We start from the raw sequence: 16,702 nt of genomic DNA, 5'->3' as shown, positions 1-16,702 counted from the left end.
CATCACTCTTCGTCCTCAAAGGGGCGGGTGGTCAGGCTGCCGTCGCGCTGCTTTACGAGAAGCTCGACGCGGCGCTCGGCCTCGTTCAGCTTTTTGCTGCAGAAGGCGGAATACTTCACCCCTTCCTCGAAGGCCTTCAGCGAGTCCTCGAGGGAAAGTTCTCCCCCTTCCAGCTTCTTCACGACGTCTTCGAGCTTCTTGAGCGCTGTCTCGAATTTTTCTACGGCCATGCCATCCCTCGTGCTGCTTGCTGCCGCGGCGCCAATGAAGACGACGGCCGCGCTATATAATGAAAAAGTGATCGCCTATTATACCGATCGTTGAATAACCGTCAAGGATTCACTCTCCGCGGGTTTCCTCCACGGTGCAGAGCGCGCTGCCAGCGGCGAGGGAGAGTTCGAGCCTGTCGCCCGGGGCGATCTGGCGGTGCGAGGTGACCACGGCGCGCCCGGGCAGCTTCCGGGCGATGCTGTAGCCACGGGAAAGGGTGGCAAGGGGCGAGACGGCGTTGAGCGTCCCGGTGGCGCGCCCGACACTCTCGGCGGCGCAGGCGAGGCGCCTGGTCATGGCGTGGTCGAGGCGCAGCGTGAAGGTGGAGAGGCGCTCCGCGTTCTGTCCGAGGATGAGAGCCGGACTCTGGCGGGCGAGCCGCGCGGCAAGGGAGACGATCCGCTCGGAGGCATCGTCGAGGATGAGCCCCGCTTCCCGCACGAGCCTCGCGTCCAGCGAGTCGACCCGCTGGGCGAGGTGGCCAAGGATGCGGCTCGGGTCAGCGACGGCGCGGGAAAGCGCGACGACCTGGGCGCGGGCGCGCTCGAGCCTTCGTGACTGGGCCACCGCGAGGCGGTGCGTGAGCCCTTCCACCTCGGCGGTCAGCTCGTTCTTGCTTCTTACCACCAGTTCCGCCGCGGCGGAGGGGGTCGCGGCGCGCAGGTCGGCGACGAAGTCGGCGATGGTGAAGTCGATCTCGTGCCCCACGGCCGAGATGACCGGAACGGCGGAGCGGTGGATCGCCCGCGCCACCACCTCCTCGTTGAAGGCCCAGAGATCCTCGAGGGACCCGCCGCCGCGCCCGACGATCATGACGTCGACGTTCCCGACACGGTTCAGGTCGGCGATGGCCGCAGCGATCTCCTGCGCCGCCCCCTCCCCCTGAACGCGGACCGGCGCGATAAGGAGTTCCACGTTGGCGAAGCGGCGCGAGAGCACGGTGAGGATGTCGCGGATGGCGGCGCCGGTGGGGGAAGTGACCACGCCGATCCTGCGCGGCAGCTTGGGGATCTCACGCTTGTGGAGCTCCGAGAAGAGCCCCTCCTTGGCGAGACGCTCCTTCAGCTGGATGAAGGCCATCTGCAGCGCACCGATCCCCTGCGGTTCCATGGCGTCCACAGAGAGCTGGTATTCGCCGCGCGGCTCGAAAAGGGTCATCCGGCCGCGCAGGACGACGCGCATCCCGTCGCGGGGGGTGAACTTTAAAGTGCGGAAGGCGCCCCGGAACATGACGCAGCGGATCTGGGCGCCGGGGTCCTTGAGGGTGAAGTAGCAGTGGCCGGACTGCGGGCAGGCGATGTTGGAGATTTCCCCCTCGACCCATACCTGGTCGAAGTTCTCCTCCAAAAGGCCGCGCACCAGCGCTGTCAACGCGCTTACCGTGAGGACCCGCCGTTCTTTGAAGAGCTGCATCTAGCCTCCTGAATCTACCTTCACGCTGAAACTCCTCACAATGCTGAAGGTTGCAGCCGTTTCTATCACGCGGCGCGCGCCACTGTCAAACCGGTTGACCGTCCCCGCGTCTCGATGTTAGTATGCGCGCCATGAAAAATTACCCTTATGTAATAACTGTTTCCTCGGAAAAAGGGGGCGTGGGTAAGACCACGCTGGCCACCAACCTCGCGATCTTTCTGAAGGCGCTGGACGAAAACCTCCCGGTCTCCATCTTCTCCTTCGACAACCATTTCTCCATCGACAAGATGTTCTCCATAAAGGGGCAGAAGTTAAACGGCTCCGTCGCCGACCTTTTGCTGGAGACTCGTGGGCGCGACCTGTTGCACACCGGGCAGTACGGGGTTAATTACATCCCTTCCTCGACCGCCCTTCCGGACCTGCGCGGCTCGCTTAAGGGACCGATGGTGCTCGCGCGCCTGCTCGCCATGTCGGAGATCCCGGGGGTGCTCATCATCGACACCCGGCCGGACCTCGACGTGATGACCCAGAACGCGCTCTACGCGGCGGACCGGGTGCTGGTTCCGATCAAGGACATGGCCAGCATGGACAACTGCCGCAACATCTTCGAGCTCTTCGACAAGCGGGGGCTGGACAGAAAGAGCCTCTCCCTCATCCCCTGCCTCATCGACGAGCGCATCAAGTTCGAGGGTATGTTCAAGGACCAGAAGACCCTTTTGAAGGCCTTCGCCATCAACCGCGGTTTCCGCTGCTCCGACATCTTCATCTCGAAGAGTCCGAAGGTCGAGAGTCTCAACACCAACCCGGAGGGGAAGATCTACCCGATCCTCACCCACGGGCGCGGCACCGACGTCTACGGCCAGTTCGCGGCTCTCGGGCAGTGGTGCATCAAGGAGTATTACGAAACCGAAGAGCCGCGCGCCATGCTATACGACAAGTGGCAGCACGAGGAGAACAAGCGCAAGAAGGAAGAGTATTTCGGCAGGCTTTCGGGGCTTAAGAGCCAGTGCCTTGTCTGCGGAAAGGAGCTCGGGCAGGACTCGCAGGTCTCCTACTACTGCGAGAGTTCCGACGGGGCAGCGAGCGGCTACATGGAAGCCGAATGCTTCACCGGCTTCCTGATCTCGACCATCTTCAAGATCGAGAAGCAGCTGCCGGCCGACGATCCGACCAGGCAGATGATCCACCAGACCGCCCTGGAGTCGGTGTTCGTGCTGAACCCGGGGGTCGGGGACGAGGCCGGGAGCATCGATTTCCACCGCTTCGACCTAGCCGGCGGCGAATTATTGAAGAAGAAATACCCGATGGCGCGCGCGCCGGAGCGCGACGGATTTTCGGGGATCATGCAGGAGACTCTTGCCGGGTACGGCGGGGAGCTGCGCGACGCATTTTTGATGGTTCATCCGGTAAGCGGCGACAACCCCGCTTCGATACTTGTGGACGAGAAGTACCGCGAGGTTGCGCGACTGAAGAAGAGGATCGCGGGACAGCTCTAACTACACGTTCAACGTTCTACGTTCAACGTTCGCCGGCATGGACAACCTTGCCGTCTTTTTCCTGACGGCGAGAACTGTGGCCGTAGCGGGAAGTCGATCAGGGCGACCGTTTTCTTGAACGTTGAACGCTGAACGTTGAACGGCAATTAAGAAGCCAGCTCCGAAGCGTGGACGAAGGTGATGCCGCTTCGGGCTAGTTCGGGCATATAGAGCTTCAGGGCTCGCATGGTCGCAGGGTGCGGATGACAGATAGCTATCGCCGCACCCTTTTTTCTTGCTATGGCCGCGGCCTGCGCAAGCTGCCTGCCGATCGCCGCCTCATCCTGCACGTTGTCCAGAAACACCTGGCGCGCCGCACACTTCATCCCCATGGCCTTCGCCTCCCGGTACCCCACCGAGGCGGGGCTGGTCTTGCTGTCGACGAAGAATACCCCCTTCTCCTTCAATACCTGCAAAACCACCCTCATCTTGCCGGCATCCTGGGTGAAGCGCGATCCCATGTGGTTGTTGGCGCCTACGGCATGGGGGACGGTACGGAAATACCCCCTCACCCGCCCGGCGACTTCTGCATCGTCCATCGATAGCAGCACCCCGACCGATTCCATCTTCAGCTTCGGGTACCCCTCGGGCTCCATCGGCATGTGCACCATCACCTGGGCACCGGCTGCGTGCGCCCCCTCGGCCACGTCCTTTGCATGGGCGAGGCTCGGAATAACAGAATACGTGAGCGGCTGCCCGATCGACTGCAGGGTCTTCAACTCCTGGAGGTTCGTCCCCATGTCGTCGATGATGATGGCCAGACGCCCAGGGCCGTGCGCTTTCGGCAACGCAGCCGGGTGCGGCTTAGGTGCGGGGGGAGCCTCTGCGGTGGACATCTTCTGCTGCACGGGTGCCGCCCGCTCCGGTAACGGCATGTGTTTCGGCGCGGAAACTGATGGTTTCGGCGGGGGAGCCACCGGCGGCGCCGGTTTCTTGAACCACTCGAGCAACAAGAAGGTGAGGCCGATGAGAACGGCTACCGCCAGAAGTGCAAAAAGCGGCCTGCGTCCGCCGCCTGAAGAAGATTTCCGTCTGTTTACCGCCCTACCCTTTTTCGCCACAACTACCTCCGCCAGACCTGATAAGGTCCGGCATCCAAACTGATTTCAATGCCCAATGTTTTAATGTGAGATAGCATGACGCGCTGTAACATTGCAAATGATTTGCACGGTGGATAGACAGAGGAAGGGGGCAACGGGGCCGATCAGTTCATCACGTAAGGTAAGGGGAAATTGCCGGCCACTATACCGGGCACGGTAATGTCTTCGTCGAGTTTTTCCCATCTAAGAGCGAAACCATTCAGCCTGATGGTCACTTCTTTCAACTCCTCATCGGTTGCTTGCGCCAATAAAGGGAAACGGTTGGCCGGAAAGCCTATGATTCTGCCATCCGTGAGTTCCACAAAAACGGTACGGCTCTCAGCCCAGGCTCTGATTGCTGCAGGTTCCACTGCTTCGTTATCTGCGCTTGTGGATTTCATGAAACTTCTCCTCAAACAATTCCTTGTTACGGTAAACCAGCCTCTCGATATCTCTCAACACAAGCGGGCTGATCCCCTTGTTGCTTGCCAGCCGTATCGGGATCAACCAAAACTTACACTCACCGTCCGGCGTTTCCACATGGATGTGGGGCGGCTCTCGCCCTTCGTCCGAATAGAAGTGAAACCGGTACGTGCCACTTCTCATAACAGTCGGCATAACCACCTCCCGCTAAGGCATGGACACCGGAGCACTATAGCCGAGCCTGCAAATTGTGTCAAATTATCAACAGTTTCCCGTGCTTCCTGGGTATACAGGGAGTCCAGCCCCGCTGCTCTTGCCTGCACAGTCACAAATATATTGATTACAAAAAGAAGAGTAGGTATAAAAGTTTCCTCAGTGATAAACCGGAGGAGCCATGTTGATGCAATGGAACGACGATCTGAACATAGGCGTGCTTGAGATAGATATCCAGCACAAGCTTCTTTTCGACAAGTTCAACGCTTTTGCCGACGCCTACCAGTCCCAACAGAATACCGACGAGATCATGAGGATGTTCTGGTTCCTCGAAGCCTACGCCGTCACCCATTTCAAGGACGAAGAGAAGCTGATGCAGCAGGTGCGCTACCCCGACTACGAAAAGCACCGCGCCAAGCACGTGGCGTTTGTGGAAGAGGTCAACAAGCTCAAGGAGCGCCTCAAAGTTGAAGGACTGACCGCCCCCCTCGTCACCACGATGACCGGCTTCATCACCAATTGGCTCATCGACCACATCTCCACCATGGACCGCGCCATCGGCCGCTTCGTACAGAATTCTTCACAGCTTTCCACGCGCTGATTATCACGCCCTCGGGCGCTGCTGGTTCGGCCGGGCTGCTGATTTCTCCATTCCTCGTTTTACATTGACAAAGGCAAATCCCCCCTGTCCCCCCTTCGCCAAGGCTGCGGGGGGCAGGCTCCTCCTTCGCCAAGGCTGCGGGGGGCAGGCTCCTCCTTCGCAAAGGGGGGAACGTCAGGCCCATGCTGCCCTTCGTGGGAGTTTGTTCATAGCCGATTTCCTCAGTATTAAATCAATGCACCTTTTCTTGACCTGAATCATACGTTTTTGACCCGTTGGTGCTACCATGGGCTTAACAGCAGATGGCTCACACAACGTCTGAACCGGCCGACCTTGTCAAAAACGAGCGGCCAAGGAGCGACACCATGGAAAAAGAGACTCAGGAAACCACAATGACGGAAACCGTAGGCTCAGTGGTCGCAAAAGACTTCCGCGCCGCCGAGGTCCTTGAAAAATACGGCATCGACTTCTGCTGCGGCGGGAACGTCCCGCTGGCGCAGGCATGCAGGGAAAAGGGGATCGACATCGAGGCGCTGCGCGGCGAGCTCGAAGAGGTGGCAACCCGCCCGCAGGACCGCAGCCAGAACTACGACGCATGGGATCTCCCCTTCCTCGCCGACTACATCAAGAACCAGCACCACAGCTACCTGAAGGAAAACATCCCGACCATCGCCGCTTACGCCGACAAGATCGCCCAGGTGCACGGGGAAAACCATCCCGAGGTGGTGATGATAGCCCAGATCTTCAGGAAGGTCGCCATGGACATGGCTCAGCACCTTAAAAGCGAAGAGGAGCAGCTTTTCCCGGCCATCAAACGGCTGACGGAACTGCACGAGCAGGGCGCGGCACCGGCCGGCGACGAGATTACGAAGCTGAAGGCGGTACTCGCCGAACTGGGGCACGAGCACGACGAGGTCGGCGCGGCGGTGCACGAGATACGCCGGCTCGCCAGGAACTACACCGTCCCCGACGACGTCTGCAATACCTTCATGGTCACTTACGAGAAGCTGAAGGAGTTCGAGGACGACCTGCACAAGCACGTGCACCTGGAAAACAACATCCTCTTCCCGAAGGCCGCGAAGCTCTGAGGAGGCCCAATCTCCCGTGAGGCTGCATGCTACGGAACTGATTGAATTAAAGGAGCAACCATGACGATCATAGTGACTTTCTTCGCGCTCTCCTGGCTGGGTATGGCCGCGGTTTCGCTCTGCCCCTTGAGGCGGCGAAACGATTAAGAAGAAGCCAGCAGTACCCACATGAGGCATCCCGGCCAGGGAGCCACGGCGTCACACGACACCCCGAAGCGGACATCCCCAGTCCTTTCGGGGTGTTGTTTTTCCTGCACGGTTGACATCCCCCTACCCCACGATATTCTTCTGCTGTTCGATCATTAGAATCTTCAAATAAACTTAAGAACCAACAGACAAAGGAGGGGTGGTATGACCGGGAAAACAGCTCGTCTGATCTTCTGGCTGGGGACGCTTTCCTCCGCCGCGATCTTCCTCTGGCAAACCTACGATTTCCACAAGCAGACTCCGAAGTTCACCCACACCGACAAGCTCACCGAACAAGTCGTCGCAGGCAAGAAAGTCTGGCACAAGTACAACTGCAACGACTGCCACACCATCCTGGGCTTCGGCGGCTATTACGCGCCGGACATGACCAAGGCTTTCTACCGCTTGGGTGAGAACAACATCGCCTCGATCGTGCAGCACCCGGAGGTGATGTACAAAAACTCCTTCCGCAAGATGCCCCATCTCGGTGTCAGCGAGACAGAGACGAAGCAACTGGTCAGCTTCCTGCGCTGGGTTGGCGAAATCGAGAACCGCCACTGGCCGCCTCAGGACGAGAAGTTCGTGGAGGCGTACAAGCTGCGCGAGTCTCAGCCGCAGAAGCTCGACAAGGTGCACCTCGTCCTGCAGGCATGCGGCGGGTGTCACACCTTCGAGAACCAGGGGCGCAACGTGGGCGGTGACCTGACCGCCATCGCCAACCGGATCACCTATGATCGCCAGACCCTGATCAACTACATGATCAACCCGCAGTCGGTGCGGCCGGGTGTCGCCATGCCGCCGCAGGACGTCTCGCCGCAGACAGCCGGGATCATCGCCGACTTCATCCTGAGCCTTAAGTCGACCAAGGAGGTGAGCAAATGATGCTGATCGAATACCAAAGCCAGCGGGTGTCGCTGTGGTACTTCCGTCTTGCCCTGGTGCTTTTCATCCTGCAGGTGATCCTGGGGCTCTGGCTCTCCATCAACTACGCCTTCACGCTGCCGCAGGAACTGGTGAACGTGTTCCCCTTCTCCACCGCCCGGGCGCTGCACACGAACCTCCTGGTCGCCTGGATGCTGCTCGGCTTCATGGGAGGAACCTACTACATCCTCCCTCCCGAGTGTTCCAGGGATCTCTTCAGTGAAAAGATCGCCTACCTGCAGCTCATCATCTTTGTCGGCGCGGCGGTCACAGCGGTGGTCGGCTTTCTCTTCGGATGGACACAAGGCAAGCCGCTCCTGGAAATCCCCCTCCCCTTGGACTGGGTCATCGTGGTCGCGGCGCTCATGTTCATCGCAAACGTTGCCATGACCATCATAAAAGCCGAGGTCCGCACGGCGCTGCAGTGGATGCTTCTGGGCGGGGTCACCTTCCTGGCGCTCATGTACCTCTTCGGCATGCCCTTCTACCAGAACCTGAACACGGATTATTACTACTGGTGGTGGGTGATTCATCTCTGGGTGGAGGGGGCCTGGGAGGTGGTGACGGCATCGATCGTCGCCTACATCATCATGAGGGTGACCGGGGTGGATCGGAAAGTGGTGGAGAAGTGGCTCTACGTGGAGACCGGACTCTTCCTCTTCACCGGTATCGTCGGCACGGGCCATCACTACTACTGGATCGGGGCGCCGGACTACTGGATTTGGTGGGGCGGCATCTTCAGCGCCCTTGAGCCCCTTCCCATCGTGCTCATGGTGGTGGACACCTGGATGCACGTGCGTGAGCGCAAAAACCCGATCGTGAACCCACTCACCTGGTATTACATCATAGGGCTAGCCATCTATCACCTCGTCGGGGCCGGTCTTTGGGGCTTCATGCACACGCTGCCGCCGATCAACTACTACACCCACGGCAGCCAGGTCACCGTCTCGCACGGCCACTTAGCCTTCTTCGGCGCCTACGCCCTTTTGAACCTCACCATCTTCTACTTCGCCATGCCGCGCCTCAAAGGGATCAACAAGTATGACGACCGGCTGGGCAAGTGGGGCTTCTGGATCACCACCATCGGGATGTTCATCCTGGGGCTCGTCTTCGGGATCGCGGGGATCCTGCAGACCTACCTGGAACGCTTCCTGGATATCGGTTACAGCACGGCGCACCTAACCATGATGTTCTGGTTTCGGGTCGCCTTCGGTGTCGGCCTCGTCTTCCTGGCCGGTGTCGTCATCACCGTCTACCACCTCTTCACCATCAGGCCCTCCAACCTCCCGGCGCCGGAGCCGGTGGTCGCTCCGGCAGCCGACATCTAGCAGAGGGAAATAAAGAAGGGGACCCTGCAAACAGCAAGGTCCCCTTCGTTCGTTCACACCAGTAAAGTTGGGCGAATAAAAAAAGGCGCCAGGTCTGAGAGGACCTGGCGCAGAGACTAAGGAGCTACCTACTTCTTTTTGTTTGTTCTACTGCTTTCGTCTGTTCTACCACTGCTGTTTCTTATTACGCTACTAAGCGAGAGCCGCCTGCAGGTCGGCGTCGACGTTGCCGATCTGACCGATATTGAAGTTGTCCACCAGGAACTGCAGGACGTTCGGGGACAGGTACGCGGGAAGCGCCGGCCCCAGCTTGATGTTCTTCACCCCCAGGTACAGAAGCGACAGCAGGATCACGTGCGCCTTCTGCTCGTACCAGGAAAGGATGAAGGAGAGCGGCAGGTCGTTCAGACCGCAGTTGAAGGCACCCGCCAGCGCCGAGGCGATCTGCACCGCGGAGTAGGCGTCGTTGCACTGCCCCACGTCGAGAAGCCTCGGAATCCCGCCGATGTCGCCGAACTCAAGCTTGTTGAAGCGATACTTGCCGCAGGCAAGGGTCAGGATGACGCAGTCCTTCGGCACCTTCTCGGCGAACTCGGTGTAGTAGTTCCTCCCACTCTTAGCGCCGTCACAGCCGCCGATCAAGAAGAAGTGCTTCACCGCCCCCGCCTTCACCGCCTCGATCACCTTGTCCGCGACGCCGAGCACCGCGTTATGGCCGAAGCCGGTAAGGATCTCCTGTCCCGGCGCGTCGGGCATGTCGGGACATTCGAGCGCCTTGTTGATCACCTCGTCGAACTTGTAGCCGGTCAGGTGCTTGGCACCCGGCCACCCCACCTCGCCCCAGGTGAAGAGACGGTCCTTGTAGTTGTCCGCCGGGCGCTGGATGCAGTTCGTGTTGAAGATGATGGCGCCGGGGAAGTTCGGGAACTCTTTAGCCTGGTCCTGCCACGCGCCGCCGAAGTTGCCGTAGAGGTGGGCGTACTTCTTGAGGCCCGGGTAGCCGTGGGCCGGGAGCATCTCGCCGTGGGTGTAGATGTCGATCCCCTTCCCTTCGGTCTGCTTGAGGAGTTCCTCGAGCATGCGCAGGTCGTGGCCGGAAACCAGGATCCCCTTGTTCTTGCGGGTGCCGAGCTGCACCTTGGTCGGAACCGGGTGACCGTAGTGCTCGACATGCCCGGTGTTCAACATCTCCATGACCTTGATGTTCACCTTGCCGCATTCCATGGCGATGCCGACCAGATCCATGAGCCCCTTGGTCTGATCGGTGGTGGCTGCAAGCGCCTTGTGGAAGAAGGCGTAGACCTCCTCGTCGGTCTTGCCGAGGAGACAGGCGTGGTTCGCGTAGGCAGCCATCCCTTTCAGGCCGTAGATGATGATCTCGATGGCGGAGAGGAGATCCGGGTCGCTTTGCTGGGTCTTCACCCCTTGCGCCTGCCCCTGGGCCACGAGCCCCTCGAGGTTGTCGGCGATCACCCAAGCTGCCGGTCCCGCGGTGATGGCGGGCGCCTCGCCCCCCTTCTGCTCGCGGTAGGCGGTCTCGTACATCGACTTCACCTGCTCTTTCAGGTCGTAGCACTTCCTCAGTTTACCGGCGAGCTGCACAGGATCGAAATCGACGTTGGTGACCGTGGTGAAGAGCCCCTCGACGAGGTACATGTCCGCAACGGTGTTGCGCGCGCCAAGTTCCCTTGCCTTGTCAGCATAGATGGCCAGTCCCTTGAGCCCATACATCATCAGGTCGAGCAGGGCGGCAACCTCGGGATTCTTTCCACAGACCCCCACTACCTCGCACCCGGTACCCTTGGCGGCCTGCTCACATTGACGGCAAAACATCGACATATCGAATCCTCCTTTTCTATTGATGTCACTGGGAAATTTCGAAAACTGATTTACTATATCGGGAAAGAATTTCATTTCAACCGCACTGACACAAAAACAATATTAAATCAGCTTAACACGTAAGCACGATTGCTTATAAGCGCCTCAACGTTTCCCTATACAGATCAATCGGCCTCAAAGAGAGAGGAACTAACGCCATGGGGAAGGACACGAAGACACTGTGCAAGTGGGATAAGGACGAGATAAAGGACAACCTGAAGGAGTTGAAGAAAATCGTTGCGGAACCGCGCTACCTCTGCAAGAAATGCGGTCGGGCAGCCAAGAAGGAGGACCATCTCTGCAAGCCCGAACCGCTGGACAAGAAGGATTAGTTGGAGGGAGGGGCTGCCGCCCCTGAGGTCGGTGTCTCGTTCAACCACTTCATCATCACGCTGCTCACCGGGTTGCGTCTGCGGAACTCGTTGCGCACAAAATCCATGAGCCGGTTCAGATGGTCTTCGAACTGCCCCCATTCCTTCTTCAGGTCGTCTAGAGCGAGCGCGTTCTGCGGCTCCCGCTGCACCCGACGCAGCAGTTCCTCCAGACGCTCCTGTGCCGCCTTCTGCTGGGTCAGGAGGTCCTTCACCGTCCTGGTGAACTCCTCGGAGAAAAAGAGCCCCTGCTTCTGGAAGGTGTCGGCGAAACTCTCCCCGGTGCCCCTGATCGTCCTCAGCTGTTTCTCTGCCCGGGACCGCTCACCATCGGCCAGCGAGGCCAGGAACTCCTTTCCGAGCCGCAACTGGTCGATGAGCGTGGCGTAGAGCCGCGCCAACGCGTCGGACTTATTCTCCTGCTGCACGATCTGCTCGCAAAGCCCCTCCCGGAACATCTTCAAGGCCCTTTCCGCTTCGGCCATCATGCGCATCCTGAAATCGTGGCAGCTCTGCTGGGTTACCTGTCTGATGAAGAAGTTGACCGCCCAGTAGGTCGCCCCGATCCAGACAACAAGAAGGGTCGCGCCTGCCGCAATATAGTAAATAAGTTCGCCTGTATTCATATGATCCTCGGGCCTGCGCCGTCCGGTCTGGACGCCATCAAATAGGGTAGCGGGGAACCCGCGCCAGTCAACGCGGGAACACCCTCACTTTGCCTATTCGGCACCCCCGTCGTTTTCTACAGCTAAAAGGGGTAAAAAATTAACCCGTATACAGGCGGAATGCTTGCTAAAGCGTGATTACCACCTAAACTAACACTTTGTTATTGCTGCATCATTGGACGTTCCTCCGGCAATAACTCTACCCTTCAGACAAAGTCACGGCAGATCCAACGTTTATGACAGAAGCTTCCGGCAACAGAGCGACGGGTGACGGCTCGATGTCACCATCGTCCAATAGTTGCCTTTATTGATCCATTCATCCCCAGGAGGACGGCATGAACCAACAGGATGGGTACGCTGACGACATCGTCAAAGGGTTTGTCATCTGGAGCATGGTGTGGGGTCTCGTGGCGGTGCTGCTTGGGGTCTTCATCTCATTCCAGATCGCCTTCCCGCAACTCAACTTCCCCCCCTACCTCACCTACGGCCGACTGCGCCCGATCCACACCAATGCCGGCATCTTCGGCTGGGGCATCGGCAGCTTCATGGCCTTCTTCATCTACATCACGCAGCGCCTGACGCGAACGAGCCTCTGGAGCCCGGCACTCGCGAAGGCCCAGTTGTGGCTCTTCAACGTGGTGATCGCGCTCGCCGCGGTGACGCTCGCCATGGGGATGAACCGCTCCAAGGAATACGCCGAGCTCGAATGGCCGGTGGCAAGCCTCGTCGTGGTGCTCTGGGTGATCTTTGCGGTGAACATCGTCATGACCATCGTGAAACGGCGCGAGGAGCAGATGTACATCTCGCTCTGGTACATCCTCGCCACCCTGGTGGGGGTAGCGGTGCTCTATCTCGTTAACAACGCCTCCATCCCGGTCTCGCTCACCAAGTCCTACTCCGCCTACGCGGGCGCCAACGACGCGAACGTGCAGTGGTGGTACGGGCACAACGCGGTCGCCATGGTGCTCACCACGCCGCCTCTGGCCATCTTCTACTACTTCCTCCCCAAGGCGACCGGCGTCCCCATTTACAGCCATAGGATGGGCGTCGTCGCCTTCTGGAGCCTCATCTTCATGTACCTCTGGACCGGCGCGCACCACCTGCTCTGGGCTCCGGTCCCGGACTGGGTCCAGACGCTCGCCATGGGCTTCTCGGTCATGCTGATCGCCCCCTCCTGGGCCGCCGTCTTCAATGGTTACTTCTCGATGAACGGGCAGTGGCACCAGATGCGCGAGAACTACCTGGTCAAGTTCTTGATCTTCGGCATCACCTTCTACGGCATGCAGACGCTGCAGGGGCCGTCGCAGTCGATCCGCACCTTCTCCGCCTTCATCCACTTCACCGACTGGGTACCCGGGCACGTGCACATGGGGACGCTCGGCTGGGTCTCGCTCGTCCTTTTCGCCGCCATCTACTACACGGTCCCGAGGCTCTATCACACCGAGGTCTACAGCATACCGATGGCGAACATGCACTTCTGGCTCGTGCTGACCGGACAGCTCATCTTCTCCATCACCATGTGGATCGCCGGGGTGCAGCAGGCGGCGATGCTGAACGCCACCAACCCGGACGGAAGCCTGCACTACAGCTTCATCGAGACGCTGGCCGAGCTCTACCCCTACTGGTACATGCGGGCCGCGGGCGGCGTCATCTATCTCGCCGGTCTCCTGCTCTTCCTCTACAACATCTACAAAACCATCACCGTCGGCAAGGCTCAGGCCGCGGTGCAACCGGCCTAGGAGGGACGCCATGATAGAGAAAAAGCCCATCATCTTCCTGCTCCTGGCCACGGCTACCATCCTGGTCGGCACCATCATCACCATGGTCCTCCCCTTCCGGTGGATCAACGACCCGAAACTCGCCATCGCCTCCGTTAAGCCCTACACCCCGCTGCAGCTCGAGGGGCGTGACATCTATATCCGCGAGGGATGTAACAACTGTCATACCCAGACGGTCCGGCCGCTGCTCTCCGACACCGAGCGCTACGGCGAGTACTCGAAAAGCGGCGAGTTCGTCTACGACCAGCCCTTCCTCTGGGGATCGCGCCGAAACGGCCCCGATCTCGCGAGGATCGGCGGGAAGTACCCGGACGCCTGGCACGTGAAGCACATGAAGGACCCGCGCGCCATGGTGCCGCGCTCCAACATGCCCTCCTACGCCTTTCTGGACCGGCCGCTCGATACGAGCCTCACCGAGAAGAAGATGAAGGCGCTCAAGTTCCCGTACACGCAGGCCGATATCGATGCCCTCAAGGGTAAGACCGAACTCGACGCCATGGTCGCCTACATGCAGAAGGTGGGGAACGACATCCCCTGGAGAAAGACCGGAAAGGCGGAGGTACTGGGCGAACTGAAGAATCCCTTCCAGGACAACCTCTCCGTGCTCCCCGAGGGGCAAAAGCTCTACGCCGAGCACTGCGCCCAGTGCCACGGTCTCGAACTGAAAGGCGAGGTGGGGCCAGACCTGCGCGACATGGACAAGCCGGACTCCAAGGTCTTCGCTACCATCTACAGCGGAATTACGGAAGGTGGCATGCCCGCCTTCGGCGACACACTCGGCAAGGAGCGTACCTGGAAGCTGGTCACCTACCTCAAATCCGTGCACAGGAAGTGATATGGATAGCGCCAGCATCTACTACCTCGGGGTGACCCTGTTCCTCTTCATCGTCTTCGCGGCCATCGTGGCGCGCACCTATCGCAAGGCGCACCGGGCGAAAGGGGAGGAACCGAAGTTCCGTATGATGGACGACGACCAACCGAAGAAACACGACCATCCTGAAACTTAGGAAGTGCAGGGGACAGGCACCTACGGAGCCAGTCCCCGTTCCGGGATGCACAAAAAAGCGAGCAAAGGAGGACGCGATGTCCGATGAAAATAAGGAATACGACGGCATCAGGTACCGCGCGGAGAAACACGCGCCGCTGGTGTTCAGGATCCTGTTCTGGGGGCTTGTGACCTGGGGCGCCATCTTCATGGCCTACTACCTGTTAAGCGGGTGGAGCTCCTACGGCGAGTACGCCGAGATCAAGAAGGCCAAAGAGGCGCGCCTCGCCGCACAGACCCAAAAGGAGGCGGCGGCAAAGGCGGTGCCGGCGCACGAGGAGATCAGGACGACGAACCTCATCGGTGAAGGGAAGAAGGAGTTCGCCGCCCGTTGCGCCTCATGTCACGGCGCCGACGGCAAGGGGGGCATCGGCCCCGACCTGACCGCAAAGACCTACAAGTATGGCAAGACGGCAGCCGAGGTGACCGCCACTATCTCCGGCGGACGCCCAGGCGGCATGCCCGGCTTCAAAAACGAGCTCTCCGGCGACAAGATCCAGGGGCTGGTCCAGTACGTGCTGTCGCTTTGAACCTGCCTCCCTTCAAAACGGCACGCATAGCGCCATGGCGCAAAACGGTGCAGTGGCTTTGCACCCTGCTTCTCCTCGTCGTCCCGTTCATCCGCCCCGGTGGGGAGTCGCTGCTGCGCCTTGACGCCGGGACGAGGACGCTCCTTTTTTTCGGCGCCAAGCTGCGCATCGAGGAGTTCTACCTCCTCCTCATCGTAGTGCTGATCCTGGTCTTCGGCTTTTTGTTCGTCACCATGCTCTTTGGCCGGGTGTGGTGCGGCTGGCTTTGTCCCCAGACCACCCTGGGAGACCTAGCCGACTGGCTCGACGCACGCACCAGAGGGATCCCCGCCCCGCTCGATGGGGCACTGCGCCACGCGGGCTACCTCGTCCTCTCCGCGCTCGTGGCGTCGAACCTGGTCTGGTATTTCATAGCGCCTCCGGACTTCTTCGCGCGGCTTCTATCCGGAAGCCTGGGCGCCGTGGCGGGGATCTCCCTCGCGGCGACCGGGGTGATCGTATACCTCGACATCGCCTTCGTGCGGCGCACCTTCTGCAAGACCGTCTGCCCCTACGGGCGCATCCAGCTCATGGCCATGGAGCGCGGCACCCTTACCCTGGAATTCGATCCCGGCCTCAAGGAAGCCTGCATCCGTTGCGGCTCCTGCGTGCGCGCCTGCCCGATGGGGATCGACATCCGAAAGGGGCTGCAGATCGAGTGCATCAACTGTGGCCGCTGCCTGGACGCCTGCCGGGACGTTATGGCGCCGCGGGGCAGCGGGGGGCTCATCCACTACACCTTCGGCCCGCCCGCTCCCGACGGTTCGCGGGCTATCAACAAGAAGGCGCTTCTGGTCGGCGGCGTCGTAACGCTTCTCGCGGCGCTCCTGGTCGTCGGGGTGACGACGCGCAAAGAGGCGACCCTCAAGGTGCAGCGAAACGCGAGCGGCGAGGTGAAGACGCTGCCCGACGGCTCGCTGGTGAACTTCTACTCGGCGTACCTCGAGAACCGCTCCGGTGCGGCGGGGACCTTCCAGTTGGAGACGGCGCCGATGCCCGGCTACCGGGTCGAGCTGGTCGGCCCGGTGCGTGACGTGGAGCTTTCGGCAAACGAGAACCGGAAGATCGGCTTCGCGCTGAAGATGAACCCCGCACCGGCGCCGGGCACCGTCGTCGAGCTGAGGCTCGTCTCGGCGGGTAAATTGGTTGCGGCAAGTCCGCTGCCGGTAGCCACTAAGTAAACGAAGAGGTGCATCGGAGAACACCGGAAGAAGGATGCATACCTGGTAAGCACGGTAGGTGAACTCGCGCTCCCCCCTTTGCGAAGGGGGGAACGCTGAGGCTAGCACAGTGCTTCGTGGGGACACACTCAATGCCAGCGTCCTCCGCCCTCCGGAGA

18 protein-coding genes are annotated in these 16,702 nt (G+C 60.2%); 11 read left to right on the top strand and 7 right to left on the bottom strand.

All coding sequences use genetic code 11. From position 1 onward, the window contains the following. Positions 1 to 2 precede the first annotated feature (2 nt). Entirely contained in the window at positions 3 to 230 is a 228-nt protein-coding gene (locus E8L22_RS17455) for an exodeoxyribonuclease VII small subunit (RefSeq protein ID WP_136526419.1), read from the bottom strand. Between the two features lie 109 nt (positions 231 to 339). Continuing rightward, positions 340 to 1,683, bottom strand: coding sequence for an exodeoxyribonuclease VII large subunit (gene xseA, locus E8L22_RS17450; RefSeq protein ID WP_136526418.1), 1,344 nt, complete (start codon positions 1,681 to 1,683; stop codon positions 340 to 342). A gap of 122 nt (positions 1,684 to 1,805) precedes the next feature. Here xseA and E8L22_RS17445 point away from each other — a divergent pair, with 122 nt between their 5' ends. Continuing rightward, the gene (locus E8L22_RS17445) at positions 1,806 to 3,179 is read left to right on the top strand and encodes a ParA family protein (RefSeq protein WP_136526417.1); all 1,374 of its coding nucleotides are present in this window, start codon (positions 1,806 to 1,808) and stop codon (positions 3,177 to 3,179) included. A 146-nt stretch (positions 3,180 to 3,325) separates the two neighbouring features. Here the strand turns inward: E8L22_RS17445 and E8L22_RS17440 are convergent, their stop codons facing one another. From E8L22_RS17440 to E8L22_RS21980, 3 genes are all read right to left on the bottom strand, one after another. Continuing rightward, complete coding sequence (locus E8L22_RS17440) at positions 3,326 to 4,279, bottom strand: divergent polysaccharide deacetylase family protein (RefSeq protein WP_136526416.1); 954 nt, start codon at positions 4,277 to 4,279, stop codon at positions 3,326 to 3,328. Positions 4,280 to 4,422: 143 nt separating this feature from the next. Beyond that, positions 4,423 to 4,698: a DUF2442 domain-containing protein gene (locus E8L22_RS17435; RefSeq protein WP_135872311.1), complete on the bottom strand. Its 276-nt coding sequence runs from the start codon at positions 4,696 to 4,698 to the stop codon at positions 4,423 to 4,425. Then, positions 4,676 to 4,903 (bottom strand): DUF4160 domain-containing protein, encoded by a 228-nt coding sequence (locus E8L22_RS21980; protein ID WP_407925361.1) that lies wholly within the window; start codon positions 4,901 to 4,903, stop codon positions 4,676 to 4,678. The genes E8L22_RS17435 and E8L22_RS21980 overlap by 23 nt, the downstream gene beginning before the upstream one ends. A gap of 211 nt (positions 4,904 to 5,114) precedes the next feature. Here E8L22_RS21980 and E8L22_RS17425 point away from each other — a divergent pair, with 211 nt between their 5' ends. From E8L22_RS17425 to E8L22_RS17410, 4 genes are all read left to right on the top strand, one after another. Continuing rightward, on the top strand, positions 5,115 to 5,534 hold the full coding sequence (locus E8L22_RS17425) for a hemerythrin family protein (protein ID WP_136526414.1): 420 nt from the start codon (positions 5,115 to 5,117) through the stop codon (positions 5,532 to 5,534). A 392-nt stretch (positions 5,535 to 5,926) separates the two neighbouring features. Next, positions 5,927 to 6,622, top strand: coding sequence for an iron-sulfur cluster repair di-iron protein (ric, locus tag E8L22_RS17420; protein WP_456237325.1), 696 nt, complete (start codon positions 5,927 to 5,929; stop codon positions 6,620 to 6,622). Between the two features lie 351 nt (positions 6,623 to 6,973). Next, positions 6,974 to 7,690 carry a c-type cytochrome gene (locus tag E8L22_RS17415; protein ID WP_136526412.1) on the top strand — a complete coding sequence of 239 codons (717 nt, stop codon included), beginning with the start codon at positions 6,974 to 6,976 and terminating at the stop codon, positions 7,688 to 7,690. Continuing rightward, complete coding sequence (locus tag E8L22_RS17410; protein ID WP_136526411.1) at positions 7,687 to 9,057, top strand: cbb3-type cytochrome c oxidase subunit I; 1,371 nt, start codon at positions 7,687 to 7,689, stop codon at positions 9,055 to 9,057. The genes E8L22_RS17415 and E8L22_RS17410 overlap by 4 nt, the downstream gene beginning before the upstream one ends. 192 nt (positions 9,058 to 9,249) lie before the next feature. On the opposite strand, the gene hcp is transcribed toward E8L22_RS17410, so the two are convergent. After that, on the bottom strand, positions 9,250 to 10,896 hold the full coding sequence (gene hcp / locus E8L22_RS17405; protein WP_136526410.1) for a hydroxylamine reductase: 1,647 nt from the start codon (positions 10,894 to 10,896) through the stop codon (positions 9,250 to 9,252). Between the two features lie 197 nt (positions 10,897 to 11,093). Here hcp and E8L22_RS21635 point away from each other — a divergent pair, with 197 nt between their 5' ends. Further along, positions 11,094 to 11,267 (top strand): hypothetical protein, encoded by a 174-nt coding sequence (locus E8L22_RS21635; RefSeq protein ID WP_198419470.1) that lies wholly within the window; start codon positions 11,094 to 11,096, stop codon positions 11,265 to 11,267. On the opposite strand, the gene E8L22_RS17400 is transcribed toward E8L22_RS21635, so the two are convergent. After that, positions 11,264 to 11,932 carry a hypothetical protein gene (locus E8L22_RS17400; RefSeq protein ID WP_136526409.1) on the bottom strand — a complete coding sequence of 223 codons (669 nt, stop codon included), beginning with the start codon at positions 11,930 to 11,932 and terminating at the stop codon, positions 11,264 to 11,266. The genes E8L22_RS21635 and E8L22_RS17400 overlap by 4 nt on opposite strands. A gap of 374 nt (positions 11,933 to 12,306) precedes the next feature. Here E8L22_RS17400 and E8L22_RS17395 point away from each other — a divergent pair, with 374 nt between their 5' ends. The 5 genes from E8L22_RS17395 (at position 12,307) to E8L22_RS17375 (ending at position 16,544) form a co-directional block, all read left to right on the top strand. After that, positions 12,307 to 13,710, top strand: a complete 1,404-nt coding sequence (locus E8L22_RS17395; protein WP_136526408.1) for a cbb3-type cytochrome c oxidase subunit I — start codon at positions 12,307 to 12,309, stop codon at positions 13,708 to 13,710. Between the two features lie 10 nt (positions 13,711 to 13,720). Beyond that, positions 13,721 to 14,584 (top strand): cbb3-type cytochrome c oxidase subunit II, encoded by an 864-nt coding sequence (locus E8L22_RS17390; RefSeq protein ID WP_136526407.1) that lies wholly within the window; start codon positions 13,721 to 13,723, stop codon positions 14,582 to 14,584. A 1-nt stretch (position 14,585) separates the two neighbouring features. Beyond that, entirely contained in the window at positions 14,586 to 14,756 is a 171-nt protein-coding gene (locus E8L22_RS17385) for a cbb3-type cytochrome c oxidase subunit 3 (protein WP_135872329.1), read from the top strand. Positions 14,757 to 14,832: 76 nt separating this feature from the next. Continuing rightward, positions 14,833 to 15,324, top strand: coding sequence for a c-type cytochrome (locus E8L22_RS17380; RefSeq protein ID WP_136526406.1), 492 nt, complete (start codon positions 14,833 to 14,835; stop codon positions 15,322 to 15,324). Then, entirely contained in the window at positions 15,321 to 16,544 is a 1,224-nt protein-coding gene (locus E8L22_RS17375) for a 4Fe-4S dicluster domain-containing protein (protein WP_136526405.1), read from the top strand. Before E8L22_RS17380 ends, E8L22_RS17375 begins: the two co-directional genes overlap by 4 nt. Positions 16,545 to 16,702 lie beyond the last annotated feature (158 nt).

Source organism: Geomonas ferrireducens (assembly GCF_004917065.1).
Taxonomy (GTDB): Bacteria; Desulfobacterota; Desulfuromonadia; order Geobacterales; family Geobacteraceae; genus Geomonas; species Geomonas ferrireducens.
Note: the sequence above shows the minus strand (reverse complement) of the source record. Positions and strands in the feature narration are given on the sequence as shown.

What these genes read in the sequence shown, in the direction of transcription:
- E8L22_RS17455 (WP_136526419.1), bottom strand. Translation starts at nt 230, where the DNA reads ATGGCCGTAGAAAAATTCGAGACAGCGCTCAAGAAGCTCGAAGACGTC.
- xseA (WP_136526418.1), bottom strand. Translation starts at nt 1,683, where the DNA reads ATGCAGCTCTTCAAAGAACGGCGGGTCCTCACGGTAAGCGCGTTGACA.
- E8L22_RS17445 (WP_136526417.1), top strand. Translation starts at nt 1,806, where the DNA reads ATGCGCGCCATGAAAAATTACCCTTATGTAATAACTGTTTCCTCGGAA.
- E8L22_RS17435 (WP_135872311.1), bottom strand. Translation starts at nt 4,698, where the DNA reads ATGAAATCCACAAGCGCAGATAACGAAGCAGTGGAACCTGCAGCAATC.
- E8L22_RS21980 (WP_407925361.1), bottom strand. Translation starts at nt 4,903, where the DNA reads ATGAGAAGTGGCACGTACCGGTTTCACTTCTATTCGGACGAAGGGCGA.
- E8L22_RS17425 (WP_136526414.1), top strand. Translation starts at nt 5,115, where the DNA reads ATGTTGATGCAATGGAACGACGATCTGAACATAGGCGTGCTTGAGATA.
- ric (WP_456237325.1), top strand. Translation starts at nt 5,927, where the DNA reads ATGACGGAAACCGTAGGCTCAGTGGTCGCAAAAGACTTCCGCGCCGCC.
- E8L22_RS17415 (WP_136526412.1), top strand. Translation starts at nt 6,974, where the DNA reads ATGACCGGGAAAACAGCTCGTCTGATCTTCTGGCTGGGGACGCTTTCC.
- E8L22_RS17410 (WP_136526411.1), top strand. Translation starts at nt 7,687, where the DNA reads ATGATGCTGATCGAATACCAAAGCCAGCGGGTGTCGCTGTGGTACTTC.
- hcp (WP_136526410.1), bottom strand. Translation starts at nt 10,896, where the DNA reads ATGTCGATGTTTTGCCGTCAATGTGAGCAGGCCGCCAAGGGTACCGGG.
- E8L22_RS21635 (WP_198419470.1), top strand. Translation starts at nt 11,094, where the DNA reads ATGGGGAAGGACACGAAGACACTGTGCAAGTGGGATAAGGACGAGATA.
- E8L22_RS17400 (WP_136526409.1), bottom strand. Translation starts at nt 11,932, where the DNA reads ATGAATACAGGCGAACTTATTTACTATATTGCGGCAGGCGCGACCCTT.
- E8L22_RS17395 (WP_136526408.1), top strand. Translation starts at nt 12,307, where the DNA reads ATGAACCAACAGGATGGGTACGCTGACGACATCGTCAAAGGGTTTGTC.
- E8L22_RS17390 (WP_136526407.1), top strand. Translation starts at nt 13,721, where the DNA reads ATGATAGAGAAAAAGCCCATCATCTTCCTGCTCCTGGCCACGGCTACC.
- E8L22_RS17385 (WP_135872329.1), top strand. Translation starts at nt 14,586, where the DNA reads ATGGATAGCGCCAGCATCTACTACCTCGGGGTGACCCTGTTCCTCTTC.
- E8L22_RS17380 (WP_136526406.1), top strand. Translation starts at nt 14,833, where the DNA reads ATGTCCGATGAAAATAAGGAATACGACGGCATCAGGTACCGCGCGGAG.